This is a genomic window from Halomonas sp. A3H3 (genome assembly GCF_000982975.1).
GTDB lineage: Bacteria > Pseudomonadota > Gammaproteobacteria > Pseudomonadales > Halomonadaceae > Vreelandella > Vreelandella titanicae.
Genome location: NZ_HG423343.1, coordinates 3271589 through 3285710, shown reverse-complemented (window position 1 = coordinate 3285710; position 14122 = coordinate 3271589). Strand labels below are relative to the sequence as shown.

14 protein-coding genes are annotated in these 14122 nt (G+C 55.5%); 4 read left to right on the top strand and 10 right to left on the bottom strand.

The annotated features are described in order from the left end of the window. Positions 1-77: 77 nt before the first annotated feature. The 10 genes from HALA3H3_RS14600 to doeA all read right to left on the bottom strand — a co-directional run bounded on the left by HALA3H3_RS14600 (position 78) and on the right by doeA (position 9740). On the bottom strand, positions 78-1115 hold the full coding sequence (locus tag HALA3H3_RS14600; protein WP_009287346.1) for a CNNM domain-containing protein: 1038 nt from the start codon (positions 1113-1115) through the stop codon (positions 78-80). Positions 1116-1213: 98 nt separating this feature from the next. Further along, positions 1214-1825, bottom strand: coding sequence for a LysE family translocator (locus HALA3H3_RS14595; RefSeq protein ID WP_022522332.1), 612 nt, complete (start codon positions 1823-1825; stop codon positions 1214-1216). A gap of 162 nt (positions 1826-1987) precedes the next feature. Beyond that, positions 1988-2455 carry an S-ribosylhomocysteine lyase gene (locus HALA3H3_RS14590; RefSeq protein WP_022522331.1) on the bottom strand — a complete coding sequence of 156 codons (468 nt, stop codon included), beginning with the start codon at positions 2453-2455 and terminating at the stop codon, positions 1988-1990. Between the two features lie 32 nt (positions 2456-2487). Beyond that, positions 2488-2835: a putative quinol monooxygenase gene (locus tag HALA3H3_RS14585; protein ID WP_022522330.1), complete on the bottom strand. Its 348-nt coding sequence runs from the start codon at positions 2833-2835 to the stop codon at positions 2488-2490. A gap of 61 nt (positions 2836-2896) precedes the next feature. Beyond that, positions 2897-3574 (bottom strand): haloacid dehalogenase type II, encoded by a 678-nt coding sequence (locus tag HALA3H3_RS14580; protein ID WP_009287348.1) that lies wholly within the window; start codon positions 3572-3574, stop codon positions 2897-2899. A gap of 129 nt (positions 3575-3703) precedes the next feature. Next, positions 3704-5137, bottom strand: coding sequence for an aspartate aminotransferase family protein (locus HALA3H3_RS14575; protein ID WP_009287349.1), 1434 nt, complete (start codon positions 5135-5137; stop codon positions 3704-3706). Positions 5138-5277: 140 nt separating this feature from the next. After that, positions 5278-6774, bottom strand: a complete 1497-nt coding sequence (locus HALA3H3_RS14570) for an NAD-dependent succinate-semialdehyde dehydrogenase (RefSeq protein ID WP_022522329.1) — start codon at positions 6772-6774, stop codon at positions 5278-5280. 223 nt (positions 6775-6997) lie between these two features. Beyond that, positions 6998-7474 carry an Lrp/AsnC family transcriptional regulator gene (locus HALA3H3_RS14565; protein ID WP_022522328.1) on the bottom strand — a complete coding sequence of 159 codons (477 nt, stop codon included), beginning with the start codon at positions 7472-7474 and terminating at the stop codon, positions 6998-7000. A gap of 8 nt (positions 7475-7482) precedes the next feature. After that, complete coding sequence (gene doeB / locus HALA3H3_RS14560; RefSeq protein WP_022522327.1) at positions 7483-8502, bottom strand: N(2)-acetyl-L-2,4-diaminobutanoate deacetylase DoeB; 1020 nt, start codon at positions 8500-8502, stop codon at positions 7483-7485. Positions 8503-8540: 38 nt separating this feature from the next. Next, positions 8541-9740 carry an ectoine hydrolase DoeA gene (gene doeA, locus HALA3H3_RS14555; protein ID WP_027958052.1) on the bottom strand — a complete coding sequence of 400 codons (1200 nt, stop codon included), beginning with the start codon at positions 9738-9740 and terminating at the stop codon, positions 8541-8543. Between the two features lie 304 nt (positions 9741-10044). On the opposite strand from doeA, the gene HALA3H3_RS14550 reads away from it, so the two are divergent. The 4 genes from HALA3H3_RS14550 (at position 10045) to HALA3H3_RS14535 (ending at position 14038) form a co-directional block, all read left to right on the top strand. After that, positions 10045-10980 (top strand): 2-hydroxyacid dehydrogenase, encoded by a 936-nt coding sequence (locus HALA3H3_RS14550; protein WP_022522326.1) that lies wholly within the window; start codon positions 10045-10047, stop codon positions 10978-10980. A gap of 172 nt (positions 10981-11152) precedes the next feature. Beyond that, positions 11153-11794 (top strand): hypothetical protein, encoded by a 642-nt coding sequence (locus HALA3H3_RS14545; protein ID WP_082116920.1) that lies wholly within the window; start codon positions 11153-11155, stop codon positions 11792-11794. Next, entirely contained in the window at positions 11795-12727 is a 933-nt protein-coding gene (locus tag HALA3H3_RS14540; RefSeq protein ID WP_009287351.1) for a LysO family transporter, read from the top strand. A gap of 81 nt (positions 12728-12808) precedes the next feature. Next, complete coding sequence (locus tag HALA3H3_RS14535) at positions 12809-14038, top strand: nucleoside recognition domain-containing protein (RefSeq protein WP_022522324.1); 1230 nt, start codon at positions 12809-12811, stop codon at positions 14036-14038. Positions 14039-14122 lie beyond the last annotated feature (84 nt).

Genomic DNA, 14122 nt, shown 5'->3' with positions numbered 1-14122 from the left:
ATATAAATGCCTGTAAAAGCAGAACGGCGCCCCAAGGCGCCGCTTTAAATCAACAACAGAGAGCACCTTCTTTGGGATTACTCGGCTGCTTTGGCAGCTTTATCTTCCCGTTTAACCCGCTTGATCCACTGCTGTTTAGCATAGTGGCGTAGATTGGCCACATTGTCGGTCTCATCGACAATATCTTGCCCCAGAATGGTTTCGATAATGTCTTCTAACGTGATTAAACCTACAAAAGTGCCATGCTCGTCGTAGACAACCCGCATGTGCAGGTGATCTTTTAGCATAGAGGTGAATACCTGCTCGATGTTATGTGAGACGTCCACGCTGCCAATCGGATGCATCAACTCGCGCATCGTTTTGGCATCGTCAGCGTGGTACATATCTGCTTTATGCACATAACCAAAGGCCTGCTCACCGTTGTCCATCACTGGGAAGCGCGTAAACGGTGCTTTGCCATACTGCTCATCGAACGTTTTCACGGTCATGTCAGGCAAAACGGTTTCACACACCGTGCGCGGCGTCATCGCTTTGCTGACGACGATATCGTGCAAGTTGAGCATATTGATAATGGTGCGCGACTCGTCCTCGTCCAGAACCTTCTCTTCCAGGCCGACGCGGGCAAGTACTTTAATTTCATCACGCAGATCGACATCATGCTCTGACTTACCTAGCCGGCGGGTGATCTGCTCCGACATCCAGATAAAAGGCAGCAAGCCAATGATCATCGGGTTTAACAGGCGTGGCAAATACGGTGACAAGCCGCGCCAGTACGTCGCGCCTATGGTTTTAGGAATAATTTCCGACAGTATTAAAATCGCCATTGTCATTACTGCCGAAACGATGGCAATAGAGGCTTCGCCAAACACGACCGCCGCTTGAGCCCCCACAGCAGTTGCACCAACAGTATGGGCAATCGTATTGAGCGTCAAAATAGCGGCTAGGGGCCGGTCGATATTAGCCTTCAGGCGCGTAAGCGAGGCGTGCAGCTTGGGGTTGTCTTCTTTCTGCTTAGCAATATAGCTGGGTGTAATTGAAAGAAGCGCCGCTTCAAGGATGGAACATAAAAACGAGAACGCGATTGAAAGGGTAGCAATCGTGATTAGGAGGAACATGAGGGCCTAGAGTGATGGGTTGTACCCAGTTTATAGGGGCATCATAAGCGGAAGTCAATGGTTCTCTATCGTGCGCTCGCCACCACGCAAAGCCGCATTCATGGGCGCAGCGGCAACGCAGCCCCGATGGCAACGAAGATGCCGCCGCAAGTGCGATTGAAGCCGCGGCCAACACGCTTCAGCCAGTGGCGAATGCGGTTAGCCATATTGGCGAGCAGGCCTTCAACCATACATTCAATAGCCACAAAGGTGCCTGTCAGCACGAAATATTGCAGCATCAAACTGCGCTGTGGGTCGATAAACTGAGGTAGAAAAGCACTAAAAAATAACAGTACCTTGGGGTTGGTAACCGATGCCAGCACCCCCTGGCGGTACAGATGCCACCCGCTCGCTTGGCTTGCGCTCACATCCACCTCGCCCGTAATCGGCGGCGAGCGCCATACCTGGATACCCAGCCAAATAAGATACCCCCCACCGACCCATTTCAGCACTGTTAACCACACCACCGACGACTTAAGCAGCGCACCAATGCCAAACATGCACAGGGCAATAATCAGCATAAATCCTGTGGCGCCGCCTACGATGGTAAACAGGGTTCTACGGCTGCCATGTAGCGCGCCGTGGGTCAGCGCCAGCAGGCCGTTTGGCCCAGGCGAAAGCGAAAGGCCAAGGCAGGCGATTAGGTATAAAAGCCACGTGTCCAACAGCATAGTAACGCTTCCCCCATGAAAAAATGCTTTCAATGCGCCAGCATGTCACTGTTGGTCGGCGTTTTCCATTCGTTAAAGCACGCTCAATAAAAACGCCTCCCCCTTTGCTATATGTAACAAGGGGGAGGCGCCGTCTAACGACCTTTTGCTGCCACATAGCGCTTAGGCGAACACTTCAGTCCACTCACTACGCTTGGCCAGTAGGCCTTTGGCCAATTCTTTAGCGCCTTCCAGGCTGTGGCTGGCGGCCCAGCCGCACTGCATCTCGTTGCAGGCAGGCACTTCGGTGGCTTCTAGCACATCGTTCAGGGTTTGTTCGATGATAGTGATCACACCGTCGTAGTCGTCGTGGTTAATCATTGCGATGTAGAAGCCGGTTTGGCAGCCCATGGGGCTGATATCGACCACTTTATCGGTGTGATTGCGCGACAACTCAGCCATCAAGTGCTCAAGGGAGTGCAGTGCCGGCATCTCCATATGCTCTTTATTGGGCTGGCAGATACGCAAGTCATATTTATGAATACGGTCGCCGTTCTGGCCTTCTTTAATATCGGCTAACCGAACGTACGGGGCTTTTACCTTGGTGTGATCCAGGTTAAAGCTCTCGACGTTCATCTTTTTATCGGTCATGTTGGCTCCTTTTTCACTAAACCTTGATTCGCTTAAACCTTGGGCGCGTCAAAATTCCATGGTTCGTCGGTATAAACACACACGTTGGCATCTTCGATATCGCCATCCGGCGCTTCAACGTGCTTGGCAAAGAAGTCTTGAATCTCTTTGCGCTGACAATGGGCTTCAAACTCTTCGCGACTGGCCCAGATTTCATGAAAAACAATCGGATAACTGGTGCCCTGGGCGAAGGGGTTATCAATCTGCCGGGTTACGGTGTAGTGAATGCACGCATCTTCCCGGTGGGTGTTCGGCTCTAACGACTGAAGCGCTTTGAATACCGCTTCTTCTTTGCCAGGTTTGGGCTTAAAACCGGCAACACAGTAAATTTTTTCTGACATGGTCATCTCCTAAGTCGTTAAGCGTACGTCATTATGCGGCTTGTCGACGTAGGTTAACAACCTAGCGGATTATGCGCTCGGCCAATGCTTCTAGATCGGTAACCGTCATATCCGGCTCGACACCCCAAGGGTCGAAAGGGGCGTCGGAACTGCGCCGTATCCAGGCACTGCGTAGGCCTGCATGGGTGGCGCCAATCACATCAAAAGGGTTACTGGAAACCAACCATGTGTGCTCGGGGCGTGTCTCTAAGCGGCTACGCAAATGCGCGTACACTGCTGGGTCTGGCTTAAAGCGTTTTACCTCATCGGCGCTGATTACATCGTCCATATGGCTCTCAACGCCTGCTCGAGTGAGTAACTTGGACACGGCATCTGCTGTGCCGTTCGAAAACGCCACGCAGCGTATGCCCGCTTCGCGAAGCTGATCGAGCGCAGGCACTACATCGTCAAACGCGGGCAGCTCAGCATACACCGCCATCAGATGATCTTGGTCATTATCCGAAAGCCCGGTTTGCAGTGCGCGGTCAATAAAAACCAGCGCTTCGCGGGTGCACTCCGAGAACGGCACGTAAGCCCCCATCAGGCCGTGGCGAAAGCTGTACTCAAGCTGCTTATCGCGCCAGCGGCGAGCAAATTCGCCAGCTTTGGAAGCATCCGTTAGGCGATGTTCGAGCTCAACAGTAACGCCTTGGGTATCGATCAGCGTACCGTATACATCGAAGGCTAAGACCGGTTGCATCGTTGGCTACTCCTTAACTTTCAATTGATTGTGACCTGAGTTCAGCTTATATCTTTAGCATAGACGACACCTTCAATAACAAAAGCGCCGCTGCACAGGCAGCGGCGCTCAGAAGACTACGACACTCGGTCAGACCGTAAACGCGGCCTCTTTTTCACCGCTTTTCAGGTCGCCAGAGCGCGTAAGCTCATCGGTAACCCGGTCAATGGCGCGCTTGGCGCGGCCAATCATCTCGTCCACTTCACCACGATTAATGGTCAGCGGCGGCGCAAAGCCGAGAATATCGCCTTGCGGCATGGCCCGGGCAATCAGGTTCTCTTCCATGGCGGCAGCCGCCACGCGAGGGCCGACTTTAAGCGCTGGGTCGAAGTGCAGGCGCTGCTTGGCATCCGGAGAGAACTCCAGTGCCGCCATCAGGCCTACACCACGAACGTCGCCCAGCAGCGGATGACCTTCGAAATTGGCTTTTAGCTGCTGCTGGAAGTAAGCACCGGTTTCCGACGCGTTACCCACCAGGTTTTCACGCTCGATGATATCCAGGTTGGCAAGCCCTGCCGCACAGCCCAGAGCGTGGCCAGAGTAGGTCCAGCCGTGGCCGATGGGGCCATACTCACCGGTGCCCTGCTCCAGCACCTGCCACACCTTCTCGCCAACAATCACGCCGGAGAGCGGCTGGTAGGCGCTAGTTAAGCCCTTGGCGATGGTGACCAGGTCAGGCTTCATATTGTAGTGGTGGCTACCGAAGTCAGAGCCGGTACGGCCAAAGCCACAGACCACTTCATCGGCAATCAACAGCACGTCATACTTCGCCAGCACGCTTTGAATGGCATCCCAGTAGCCTTCCGGCGGCGGTACGATACCGCCAGTACCCAGTACCGGCTCACCGATAAAGGCGGCCACGGTATCCGGGCCTTCTTCCAGAATCATCGCTTCCAGTTTCTCAGCGCAATACGCAGAGAACTCCAGCTCGGTCATGCCGTGCTGTTCGGCGGCACGCAGGTAGTAATGCGGCGCTTCGGTATGGCGAATGGTATCGATGGGCAGATCGAAGTGGTCGTGGAATGCTTTCAGGCCGGTCAGCGAGCCCGAGGCAATGCCCGAACCATGGTAACCACGCATACGTGAGATAACCTTTTTCTTCTGCGGGCGGCCCAGCACGTTGTTGTAGTAGCGTACGATCTTGAGCTGGGTTTCGTTGGCATCAGAACCCGACATGCCGTAGTAAACCTTGGACATATTCATCCCGGCGATTTTTAGAATACGCTCGGAAAGCTCGATCTGCGGCTCGTTGGAGTGACCTACGTAGGTATGGTAGTAAGAGAGTTCAAGTGCCTGCTTATAGATCGCCTCGGCGACTTCGGTGCGCCCGTAGCCGATGTTGACGCAGTAAAGCCCGGCAAAGCCGTCGATAAATTCGCGGCCGTCCTTATCCACGATATTGATGCCTTTGCCGCCGGTAATCACGCGGCCCGGCGCATCGCCATGGGCGAAATCGCGCAAGTGGGTAGAGGCGTGGAAAGTGACTTTACGGTCGCGTTCGATCAAATCCTGATGCAAGCTCATAGTGTTCTCTCTGTACGGTAAACCTCCCCAGTCAGCGGGGAGGTGCTTTATTCATTAATGATGAACTTATTTTTGGGCACCTAACGGTGCCTTCGCCCGGCCGAGCCGGCCTCCCACAAGGCCAACTCAAGTTCCCGGACTTAACTACCCGACACCGAACCCAGCGCGCCCAGGCAGTAATACTTCGTTTCCAGGTATTCATCGATACCCGTGGCACCGCCTTCACGGCCAAGGCCAGACTGCTTCACGCCACCAAAGGGAACCGGCGGGCCGGTCATCTTAACCGAGTTAACGCTGACCATGCCGTACTCCAGGGCGCGCATCAGCTTCCAGATGCGGCGAATATCGTGGGTATAGATATACGCCGCCAGGCCGTACTCGGTGTCGTTGGCCATTTCAATCACTTCGTCGTCGGTGCTGTAGGCGGTGATCCCGGCCACAGGCGCGAAGTTCTCTTCCCGCCACACTTTCATCTGCGCCGTCACGCCGGTCAGCATCACCGGCATAAAGAAGTTTTCCCCCGGTGCTTGGCTTTGATCACCCCCCACCATCTTGGCGCCTTTGGAAATGGCGTCATCGACAATCGCGGCCGCCTTTTCTACCGCCTGACGGTGAATCAACGGGCCAAGGTCTATCTCACTGTGGAGGCCATTGCCCACGGTAAGCGCCGCCATACGCTCGCTGAAATGCTCTACGAATTCATCATGGATAGATTCGTGCACCAGGATGCGATTAGCAGCCAAGCAGTCCTGCCCAGCGGTTTGGAACTTGGCGTCAATGGCTGCAAAGGCCGCCTCTTTGGGATCCATATCGGGCCCAACGATAAACGGTGCATTGCCCCCCAACTCCAGGGAGAGCCGCTTGACGGTATTAGCGCTCTTCTCAATCAGCAGACGGCCCACGCGGGTGGAACCGGTGAACGACAACGCCCGAATACGCGATTCGGCGCAGAGAATCTTTGAGACTTCCGCAGGATCGCCCAGCACCACATTGAAAATCCCCGCGGGAATCCCAGCACGCTCGGCCAGCTCCGCCAGCGCCAACGCCGAGAAGGGCGTTTCATTGGCGGGTTTGACGATCACCGGGCAGCCCGCTGCCAGCGCCGCCGCAGCTTTGCGGGTAATCATCGCCAACGGAAAGTTCCATGGAGTAATCATCGCCGCGATTCCCACCGGCTCTTTAATGGTACCAAGTGATGCGTTGGGAATATGGCTGGGGATGGTTTCGCCATAGGTACGCTTACCCTCTTCGGCGAACCAGCGCACGAAACTGGCACCGTACTGCACCTCCCCACGGGCATCGGGCAGCGGCTTACCCTGCTCCAGCGTCATGATGGTCGCAAGGTCTTCACGGTTAGCTTGAATCAGGTCATACCAGGCCAGCAGGCGCTCGCAGCGCTCATCGGCGCGTAGCGCCCGCCACTGTACAAAAGCGGCTTCAGCGGCATCTACAGCGGCGGTTATCTGCTCGGCTTCCAGCAACGGGATATGACCAATGGCTTCATTGGTAGCGGGGTCATAGACAGCCTCTTCGCGACCGCCTTCCCCGTGAGTCCACTTACCGTTCACGTAGGCGTACTGCCGGAACAGACGCGGATCTTCCAGGCGCTTGGCGAGCGTGGTCGATAGTGTGGTCATGGGAACCTCCCCCTCAAATGCAGTCTGGCTAACCGAGCGCTGCAGTCACTGTGTGGCATTGTCAGCAAGTGCTGATTAGCCTTGCCGTCGAATGCCCACAGGTTAACGGAGAGGAGCCACGAAGTGTTTTTGAAAACCGAGACTTATCACGCGACTTTTTTTGTCAGAGAGCGTTTGGCAGTGCTTTTTTTTGGTGGGCTTACGATAGGGGGCCAAAACTACATTAAAGAATGTCGTCGGTATCAATGCCTATAGGAACGCGCTTGACGGTTTTGGTCACGATATAGGTGAAGTAGCGCTCGATACCGGCTTCAGAGACCAGCCACTTATCCATCAAACGCTGGTAGCTATCGATGGTGCGCGCTTCAAACTTCACTAAGTAATCCACCCCACCGCCCACCGCCACACACTCGGTAACTTCCGGGGTTTGCATCACTAGCGCTTCAAAACGAGTGAAGCTTTCGGCGTTGTGCTGCTTGAGCTCAATCTGCACCCAGACAGGATTGCGCGGCACCAACACGTCCGCGTTGATGCGCGCGGTATACCCTTCAATGATGCCAGCCTTTTCCAGGCGCTTTACCCGCTCCCAGCAGGGGCTGACCGAGAGATTGATCGCCTCGGCTAGCTTCGACTTGGTGATTCGCCCATCGCGGGAGAGGATATCGAGAATTTTCAGATCGTAACGGTCAAGTTTCATCATGCCGAGGATTACGCCTCCAGGCGTTCAACAACATCGGCAATCACCGCCAGGGTATCCCCCATATTGATCAGTGAGGGGGCACGGCGAGCCATTAGAATGCCGTCGCGCTCTGCTTTATAGGCAACCGGATCGGTGCCGCTGCGGGTCATGTCGTACACGTAGGCGATGGTTTGGCCTTTTTTCACTTCATCACCCAGGGCCACCAATAGCTCTAACACGCCGGAGTGCTGGCTCTGCACGTAGCAACTGGCGTCGGGCATATCGAGATACAGTTGCCCACCTGTGGGCATTTCCACTTCGCCTTCTACAAGGCCGTAGTGAATCAGGAAATTGCGCACGCCGCGCTCGGCAATGGCAATGCTTTGTGGGGTGGAAGTACCGCCGCCGCCAAGCTCGGTGGCCACAAAGACTTTGCCCTGGCGCTCGCAGGCAGTGTCGAAGAGTTTTTCCGCATCCAACTCAAACATCACCATGGCATAGGGGGCGCCGAACGCTTTGGCACCTTCCAGAGCGGCCTGCTGCTGCTCTTTATTATCCAGCACGTGAGACGCGCCGAAGGGCAGAATATCCAGCGTGCGGCCGCCCGAGTGAAGGTCGAGCACCACGTCCGCCATGGGTACCAACACACGGGTGAAGTAGTCGGCAATTTGCGGTGTGACGCTGCCATTGGGGTCGCCGGGAAAGCTGCGATTGAGGTTGCCCTTGTCCATCGGAGAGGTACGCTTGCCTGCCATAACCGCTGGAGTATTCATGCACGGCACGATAATCACCCGCCCTGTCACGTCCTCTGCCTTCAGCGTTGAAGAGAGTTTCAGTAGCGAGGTGATGCCCTCATATTCATCGCCGTGGTTGCCGCCGGTCAGCAGTGCCGTGGGGCCTTCGCCGTTTTTTACCACGGTCACAGGAATCATCACCGCGCCCCAGGCAGACTCATCGGTAGAGATCGGTAGCTTTAAAAAGCCGTGCTGCACGCCATCGGCATCAAAATCAACGGTGGCGGAAATGGGACTTGGTCGCATCGTCGTCATGAAAAAATTCCTTTATGTTACGGGCAGCTATATCAGCACTACTTCACAAACAGCTGGCGCGGGAAATTGGCCAGCGTCTCACAGCCATCGTCGGTAATCAGAATGCTTTCGGTAATTTCCAGACCCCAGTCATCGACCCATAGCCCAGGCATGAAGTGGAACGTCATGCCTGGCTGGAGAATGGTTTCATCCGAGGGGCGCAGACTCATGGTGCGCTCGCCCCAGTCGGGCGGATAGGAGATACCGATAGGGTAACCACAGCGGGCGCCGCCACGGTCAAAACCGTATTTATCCATCGCCGCACCCAGTGCCATGGCGATATCCGCCGTACGGTTACCAGGTTTGGCCACTGCCAAACCATTTTCGATGCCTTCTAGCAGAGCTGATTCCGCGCGAATAAAATCCGTCGGCGGTGTGCCCAGAAATACGGTGCGCGACATCGGCGCATGATAGCGTTTAAACACCCCGGCAATCTCAAAGAAAGTACCTTCACCTTTGCGGAACGGCGTGTCGTCCCAGGTTAGGTGTGGCGCGGCGGCGTCTTTACCAGTAGGCAGCATGGGCACGATGGCGGGATAGTCGCCGCCAAATACTTTGCCGTTCTCATCCACAAAACCTTCGATGCCAACGCGGTAAATCTCTGACACCAGCTTGCTCTTGGGCAAGCCAGGCTCAATCACTTCAAGAATACGCGTATGCATGCCTTCCACAATCTTGGCGGCAATGCGCATATAGGCCACTTCTTGCGGCGATTTGATCGCCCGGCACCAGTTAACCAGCGCATTGGCATCCATAAAACGCGCATGGGGGAGTTCGCGCAGTAGGCTTAGATAGGCCTTGGCGGAGAAGTAGTAGTTATCCATCTCCATACCCACCACCCCCAGATGCCAGCCGCGATCCGGCATGATCGACTGAGCCAGATACTCCATCGGGTGCATGTCCGGATTCTGTACGTAGTAATCCGGATAGTAGGTAATGTTTTCGGGATCGATCCAACAGGTGAGCAGAGCACCGTTGGCATCCATACGCCGCCCGAACCATACCGGCTCGCCTTCAAGGCCCACCAGCACACACTGATGCACATAAAACGACCAACCGTCGTAGCCGGTCAGCCAAGCCATATTGGAAGGGTCACTGACGATCAGTACGTCAATACCACGACTGGCCATTTCAGCACGCACTTTCCACAGGCGGTTAGCGTACTCTTCGCGCGTGAAAGGCAGGGAAACCTGAGTCATCGGGCAACTCGCCATTAAAGATCACCAAGAACCAGCGCACTGCCTACTATAGGCACGCAACGCTGGGCCACAGGATCGACCTGGCCACCACCGATCAGGCGTCGGGGTTGCATCTGCCGCGCTTGCAGCAGGCCCGCCAATGTCGTCTTAAGCCGATACTAGCACCGACCCTTGGTTAGCGGTCAAAGGCTTTATGACAAAAAGTGCATACGGCATCGTTATTTGCACTATGCGAGCTTGCAACGGCACCTATCGCTCACCATGATAACCTGCATTGGAAACACGTTTAGCGAGAGGAAACGAAATGAAAATTGTTGTGCATATTGATGAGGCGGCACAGTGGCAAGCGGCGCTTGCGGAAGCGTTGCCCCAAGCCACCGTACTCACCAGCGAGGCACCAGCGGATGAGCGTAAAGACGCTGACTATCTCGCCATCTGGAAAGCCCCCGCCCATTTACTGCAAGAGCAGACCCAGCTCAAAGGCATCATCAATTTAGGCGCAGGGGTGGATTATTTGCTGAAAACCCCAGGCCTGCCCAGCGACGTGCCAATTGTAAAATTGCGCGATGCGGGCATGGGCGAGCTGATGGCCGATTACGCCTTCTATGGCGTACTGCACTTTTACCGCAGCATGGATCGTTACTCAGAGCAGCAGCAAAACGCCACTTGGAAGCCGCAAGAGGTGGTGGAAAAATCCCAGTGGCCGGTGGGTGTATTAGGCCTGGGCGCTATTGGCAGCTTTGTGGCCAGCGCCTTGGAGCAAGCAGGTTTCCCTGTACTGGGCTGGAGCCGCTCCCCCAAGCAGATCCGTGGCGTGCACTGCTTTCATGGCGATGATGGATTAAGCGAACTGCTCGGCCAAGTGCAGAGCCTGATCACCATTTTGCCCGATACGGCCGCCACTCAACATATTCTCAACGCCGAGCGGCTGGCCCAGCTGCCCCAAGGGGCTAGTGTGATTAATCCTGGCCGGGGTAGCTTGATTGATGAGCAGGCGCTATTGGAAGCACTGGGTAGCGGTAACCAGCCGGGGCACCTGCGGGGTGCGCTATTGGATGTCTTCCAGGAAGAGCCACTGCCCACTGACAACCCGCTCTGGCAGCATCCTAAGGTAATCGTCACACCCCATATGGCGGCGCCTACTCCGCTGAATGATGCCATCGACCAAGTGATCGCTTACTTGCATGCCTTTGAATCGGGTGAAAAACTCTCCACCATCAACCCGGAAGCAGGTTACTGACGCCACCCCTCACCCAGGCTATACTGGCGCGCTGGGAACCAAGCAGTGGCTAAAGGCTCTTAGGAAGATACCCTTTATGGAGGAAAGGCCCTTGGTCAATGTTTTCGCACGACTACCTGGCCGCGCGCTCAGGTGTGTGGGGTTGGGTTTTGCTATTTCCTGCTCAAGTGGCATGGCATTAGCAACTGAGACGTTCAAAGAGCCGCAGCCCTTTGAAGCCCCCCAACCCTTTGAAGCACAGTACCGGCTTGAGGTTCGCGGTTGGCCTGGGGCTACCATTACCCATCGCCTCTCTAACGAAGGGAATCACTGGTTAAGCGATATGCGCTTTTCAATCACCGTGGCGCGCGGCCAGGAGTTCAGCCGTTTTTCGCTCAATGGCAATGACACCAACGCTCTGCTCTTTAGCAGCAGCTATTCGGTGCTGGGCGTGGGTGATAGCTATCAACTGAACGAAGGTGAGATCCCCACTTTAGATCGCCAAGCGGCGCTATTTGATCTCTCCCGCCGGGCGGGACACGAAAACTGTACACAAAGCACGCCCTGCGCGATTGAGTTTGTCGATCAAAAAGGCCGCGATGAGCACTTTCAATATTATGTTACCGCCCCAGGCAGCATTGAGGTTCCCGCAGGAGAGTTTGAAGCACTGAACGTATCGCTCATTGATATCGAGAAGCCCGACCGCCTGCTAACCATTAGCTTTCACCCTGACTGGCCCGGGCTGATTCTTTCTGCGGTGTATCGAAAAGAGGGTCGCCGCGAAACGCAGCTGACATTAACTAACTTCAACCCAAACGGTGGCGCGACGCCCTAAATGTTTTCCGGTTTATTGATTGTTCTACTACCGCTTTTTCTTGGCTATCTGGTTCGCGTCCGTTCCATACAGTTACAGAACCTGATCAACCGAGCGGTTAATGGCTCGGTTTACCTGATTCTGCTCTTCATGGGCATAAGCCTTGCCGGGCTTGAAAACCTGACTAGCCAGCTTTCGCGCCTGGGTGGCAACGCCTTGCTGTTATTTAGCATTACCACGCTGTTTAACTTAGCAGCACTATGGTGGCTATCGCGCCGTTTAACGCTTAAGGCCGGTAGCTCACCGGTGGTGAAAAATGCTCCGACCAGTAAGCTGGCGGCCATGCAGGGTTCGCTGTTATTGGTCGCCGTGGTGGCAGGGGGAGTTATCGCTGGCCTGCTGCTGGGGCCACTCCTGGGTGATAGGCTTTTCAACAGCGCAGATTTACTGGCCGAATGGGTACTCTACCTGCTGCTGGCACTGATTGGCTGCCAGCTGCGTAACTCCGGCATGCCACTCAGGCAGATCTTACTTAACCGCATGGGGCTGGCGATTGCGGTGACGCTAGCAATAAGTTCGCTGCTGGCAGGCTTGGCTGCCGCCCCGCTGCTCTCATTAAGCTGGAACGAAGGCCTGGCGATGGCGTCAGGCTTTGGCTGGTACTCTCTTTCGGCCATCTTGATCGGCGACCAGCTAGGCCCACTGATGGGCGGTGTGGCGTTCTTCAACGACCTGACCCGGGAGCTGCTGGCGTTTATATTGATTCCACTGGTGATTCACCGCCATACCGCACTGGCGATTGGTTACGGCGGCGCCACCTCCATGGATTTCACCCTGCCCGTCATTCAGCAGCACGGCGGTGTGGCCTGCGTACCCATTGCCGTGGTCAGCGGTTTTATCCTTTCACTGCTCTCCCCGCCGCTGATTCTGTTCTTTCTTTCGCTGTCGGGTTAGCGGTGACGGGCGCTCATTGGTTAGGATAAGTGGCATTGCTGGAGATATAAAAACTCTTACCCCCCAGGATGCCCACTCCCCATGCTCAACGGAATTTGGTTAAGCTTCTTTATCGCTGCCTTCGCGGCCTCACTCTGGCAGTGGTTGGTTGGCGGCGATAGCGAGGTATTTGCCCGCTTGGTGCAGTCACTGTTCGACATGGCGGAAGTGAGCGTTGATATTATCCTGGTGCTGCTGGGCACCATGACGCTGTGGCTAGGGTTTCTTTCGATTGCCGAAAAGGCAGGCTTGATTCGCCTGCTTGGACGGGTGCTCGACCCGCTGTTCTGCCGCTTGATGCCAGAGGTTCCTCGCGGCCACCCTGCTATGGGGCTGATCAGCATGAACTTCGCGGCGAATATCCTGGGTCTGGATAACGCCGCCACACCGATTGGCATCAAGGCGATGCACTCGCTGCAGAGCCTTAACCCCAGCAGTGAGACCGCCAGCAACGCACAAATTCTGTTTCTGGTGCTCAATACCTCTTCTCTCACGCTATTGCCGGTAACGATTTTTATGTATCGCGCCCAGCAAGGCGCCGCCGACCCCACTCTGGTCTTTTTACCTATTTTACTAGCGACAACCGCCTCCAGCCTGGCAGGGCTTTTGGCGGTGGCACTGATGCAGCGCTTAAAACTCTGGCAGCCCGTGGTGCTAGCCTATTTAGCGATTGCTGCACTTGCGTTGGGGCTACTGATAACCACGCTGGCAGGCATGTCCGCCCAGGCGCTAGCCGCGGCCTCTACGCTAGTCGGTAACCTGACGCTATTTAGCATCGTGATGATGTTTTTAATGGTCGGGGCGTTACGTGGGGTGAGGGTGTACGACGCCTTTATTGAAGGTGCAAAAGAGGGGCTGAGCTTTACCATCACGTTGCTGCCTTACTTGATCGCCATGCTGGTGGCAGTCGGCGTACTGCGCGCCAGCGGCGTTTTAGACGCTGGCTTAGGCGGTATCCGCTGGATAGTAGAAGGCTTTGGCTGGGACACCCGCTTTGTCGATGCTCTCCCCACCGCCTTTGTGAAACCGCTTTCTGGCAGCGGCGCCCGCGCCATGATGATCGAAACCATGGATACTTTCGGCGTAGACAGCTTCGCCGGGCTACTCGCGGCCACTATGCAAGGTAGCACTGAAACCACCTTCTATGTGCTGGCTGTCTACTTTGGCGCCGTGGGTATCACTCGCATTCGCCACGGGTTGGGCTGTGCGTTGGTCGCCGATGTGGCGGGAGTAACCACTGCGATTGCGGTGTGTTACTGGTTTTTTGGATAGCTGGTGTTAGCTGGCTTTCGTTCACTGGGCTCAGCGTCTACCTTTCAGGGGAGCCGCATTAAGGTCTACAGGCAGTAGATCAGG

What these genes read in the sequence shown, in the direction of transcription:
- HALA3H3_RS14575 (WP_009287349.1), bottom strand. Translation starts at nt 5,137, where the DNA reads ATGAGCTTGCATCAGGATTTGATCGAACGCGACCGTAAAGTCACTTTC.
- HALA3H3_RS14565 (WP_022522328.1), bottom strand. Translation starts at nt 7,474, where the DNA reads ATGATGAAACTTGACCGTTACGATCTGAAAATTCTCGATATCCTCTCC.
- HALA3H3_RS14590 (WP_022522331.1), bottom strand. Translation starts at nt 2,455, where the DNA reads ATGACCGATAAAAAGATGAACGTCGAGAGCTTTAACCTGGATCACACC.
- HALA3H3_RS14595 (WP_022522332.1), bottom strand. Translation starts at nt 1,825, where the DNA reads ATGCTGTTGGACACGTGGCTTTTATACCTAATCGCCTGCCTTGGCCTT.
- HALA3H3_RS14540 (WP_009287351.1), top strand. Translation starts at nt 11,795, where the DNA reads ATGTTTTCCGGTTTATTGATTGTTCTACTACCGCTTTTTCTTGGCTAT.
- HALA3H3_RS14570 (WP_022522329.1), bottom strand. Translation starts at nt 6,774, where the DNA reads ATGACCACACTATCGACCACGCTCGCCAAGCGCCTGGAAGATCCGCGT.
- HALA3H3_RS14600 (WP_009287346.1), bottom strand. Translation starts at nt 1,115, where the DNA reads ATGTTCCTCCTAATCACGATTGCTACCCTTTCAATCGCGTTCTCGTTT.
- HALA3H3_RS14580 (WP_009287348.1), bottom strand. Translation starts at nt 3,574, where the DNA reads ATGCAACCGGTCTTAGCCTTCGATGTATACGGTACGCTGATCGATACC.
- doeA (WP_027958052.1), bottom strand. Translation starts at nt 9,740, where the DNA reads ATGACTCAGGTTTCCCTGCCTTTCACGCGCGAAGAGTACGCTAACCGC.
- HALA3H3_RS14545 (WP_082116920.1), top strand. Translation starts at nt 11,153, where the DNA reads ATGGCATTAGCAACTGAGACGTTCAAAGAGCCGCAGCCCTTTGAAGCC.
- HALA3H3_RS14585 (WP_022522330.1), bottom strand. Translation starts at nt 2,835, where the DNA reads ATGTCAGAAAAAATTTACTGTGTTGCCGGTTTTAAGCCCAAACCTGGC.
- HALA3H3_RS14535 (WP_022522324.1), top strand. Translation starts at nt 12,809, where the DNA reads ATGCTCAACGGAATTTGGTTAAGCTTCTTTATCGCTGCCTTCGCGGCC.
- doeB (WP_022522327.1), bottom strand. Translation starts at nt 8,502, where the DNA reads ATGACGACGATGCGACCAAGTCCCATTTCCGCCACCGTTGATTTTGAT.
- HALA3H3_RS14550 (WP_022522326.1), top strand. Translation starts at nt 10,045, where the DNA reads ATGAAAATTGTTGTGCATATTGATGAGGCGGCACAGTGGCAAGCGGCG.